This window comes from Phenylobacterium sp. (genome assembly GCF_036263695.1).
Lineage (GTDB): Bacteria > Pseudomonadota > Alphaproteobacteria > Caulobacterales > Caulobacteraceae > Phenylobacterium.
In genome coordinates this window covers 1-2,503 of sequence record NZ_DATAGM010000239.1, presented here as the reverse complement: position 1 = coordinate 2,503, position 2,503 = coordinate 1, and the positions used below count along the sequence as shown (strand labels likewise).

At 73.0% G+C, this 2,503-nt stretch carries 3 protein-coding genes; all 3 read left to right on the top strand.

Annotated elements, in window-relative coordinates; genetic code table 11:
• Positions 1 to 380: 5-(carboxyamino)imidazole ribonucleotide mutase (purE, locus tag VHK87_RS09700; RefSeq protein ID WP_329634697.1), on the top strand; the 380-nt coding region annotated here is incomplete at its 5' end.
• A gap of 8 nt (positions 381 to 388) precedes the next feature.
• Positions 389 to 1,474: a 5-(carboxyamino)imidazole ribonucleotide synthase gene (locus VHK87_RS09695; protein ID WP_329634696.1), complete on the top strand. Its 1,086-nt coding sequence runs from the start codon at positions 389 to 391 to the stop codon at positions 1,472 to 1,474.
• Positions 1,475 to 1,479: 5 nt separating this feature from the next.
• Complete coding sequence (locus tag VHK87_RS09690; RefSeq protein ID WP_329634695.1) at positions 1,480 to 2,334, top strand: GNAT family N-acetyltransferase; 855 nt, start codon at positions 1,480 to 1,482, stop codon at positions 2,332 to 2,334.
• Positions 2,335 to 2,503: the final 169 nt, after the last annotated feature.

The window sequence follows — 2,503 nt, the reverse complement described above, 5'->3', positions numbered from 1 at the left end:
TCGTGTCGGCCCACCGCACGCCCGACCGGATGTACGACTTCGCGAAGTCGGCCAAGGCCAGGGGGGTGAAGGTGATCATCGCCGGCGCCGGCGGGGCCGCGCACCTGCCTGGCATGACCGCCTCGCTCACCGAGCTGCCGGTGCTGGGCGTGCCGGTGGAGTCCAAGGCGCTGAAGGGCATGGACTCCCTGCTTTCGATCGCCCAGATGCCGGCGGGCATCCCGGTGGGCACCCTGGCGATCGGCGAGGCGGGCGCGCGCAACGCGGGCATCCTGGCCGCGCAGATCCTGGCGCTTACGGACGAGGCGCTGGCCGAGCGGGTCGCCGCCTTCCGCCGGCGCCAGACCGAGTCCATCCCCGAGACGGTCGAGGACGCTTGAGCCAGGCCATGACCCCGCTGCCGCCCGGCTCGACCATCGGCATCCTCGGAGGCGGACAGCTCGGCCGGATGCTGGCGCTGGCCGCGGCGCGGCTCGGGTTCGACGTCGCGATCCTGACGCCGGAGGAGGACTCGCCTGCAGCCCGAGTGGCAGCGCACGCCATCGTGGCCGACTACACGGACGAGGCGGCGCTGGCTCAGCTCGCCGCTCTCGCTTCGGTGGTGACCTACGAGTTCGAGAACGTGCCGGCCGCCGCGGTCAGCCGGCTGGCCGAGCTGGGCTGCGAGGTCGCGCCGGGGCCCCGCGCGCTCGCCGTCGCCCAGGACCGGGTGCAGGAGAAGACCTTCCTCAACAGCGTCGGTGTGGCGACCGTCGCCTTCACGCCGGCCGAGGACGCCGAGTCCGCCCGGGCCGCCGTCGCGAAGATCGGCGCCCCGGCGCTGATGAAAACCCGCCGCGAAGGCTACGACGGCAAGGGCCAGCGCTGGGTCGAGCACGCCGCCGAGGCCGCGCGAATCTTCCATGAGCTGGGTGAGCGGCCGGTGATCCTGGAGGCGCCGGCCGCCTTCGTGCGCGAGCTGTCGGTGATCGCCGCGCGCAGCCGCAGCGGCCAGACCGCCGTCTACCCCCTGGCCGAGAACCACCACGAGAACGGCATCCTGCGGCGCAGCCTGGCGCCGGCCCCCGCTTCGGCGGCCCTGGCCGACCAGGCCGAGCGGATCGCGGTGCAGATCCTGACCCGGCTCGACTACGTGGGCGTGGTCGGGGTGGAGCTGTTCGAGCTCGAGGACGGCCAGCTGCTGGTCAACGAGATCGCGCCGCGGGTCCACAACACTGGCCACTGGACGCAGGACGGCTGCGAGGTCGACCAGTTCGAGCAGCACATCCGCGCCGTCGCCGGCTGGCCGCTCGGCCCCACCGCGCCGATCGCCGAGGTGGAGATGCTCAACCTGCTGGGCCCCGAGGCGCACGGCTGGGCGCGGCTGGCCGCGGAGCCGGAGACCCGCGTCCACCTCTACGGCAAGCGCGACGCCAAGCCCGGCCGCAAGATGGGCCACGTGAACCGCATCCGGCCGCTGGGGGGCCGGAGATAGCGGCCATGGCCGAGCTCACGCTGGAGCCCACCTCCCAGCAGGGGCTCGCGGCGGTGGCGGCGCTGATGCGGCGGGCCTTTCCGCAGGCGGGCAAGTACACCGAGGCCTACCTCAACTGGCTGTACTTCCAGAACCCGGTCGGCCCGGCGCTGGCCTTCGACGTCCGTGAAGGCGAGAGGGTCGTGAGCCACGGAGCGGGCATCCTTCAGCGGCTCGTGCTGCACGGGCGTCCGGTCTTGGGCGCGCTGATGCTGAACACCGCCACCGACGCCGACCGGCAGGGGCGGGGGCTGTTTTCCCAGGTGGTGACCGCGGTCATCGAAGAGGGGCGGCGGCGGGGCGTCGCGGCGCTGATCGGCGTGGCGAACCAGAACTCCGTGGGCCCCTACGTGAAGCGGCTCGGCTTCCATGACGTGCGGGGACTCGACGCCTTCGTATCCGTCGCGCCGGAGCGGATCGACGTCAGCCGCGCCCTCGCCCATGCCGACCTGCGGCGGGACTGGGACGACGCGGCGCTCGCCTGGCGGATGGGCAATCCGGAAGGGCGGCTGAAGGTGGTCGCCGTGGGGGCGGACGCGCTGGTCGTGGAGGGCGCCTCGACAGCGCCCCTCGTCGCCGCCCGGGCCGTCATCCCGCGGCGGGGACTGAGTGCGCCGGAAGCTCCACGGAGCCGCCTCCGGCCCGCCGTGTCCCTTGCGCTGGCCCCCGCAGGCGCCTCTCGGCGCGGCGTTTCGCTCACCGTCCCCGACCGTCTGCGTCCCTCGCCCCTGCGCCTGATCTACTTCAACCTCGAGGACCCGGCCGACCGCCTGGACCCGGACCGCATCCTCTTCAGCTTCCTGGACTTCGACGCGTTCTGAGGCCGCATTTCCCCTTCGTCATCGCCGCGGCTTGTCCCGGCGACCCAGCCCGTTGAGTGGAGCGAGCTCAGCTCACCCGTACCGCATGCGGCCGAGCGCACTGGCGACGTCCTTCAGGAGGTCGCCGGGCTTGATGCCGGCCTTCCACTTCTCGTAGGCCATGACGTTC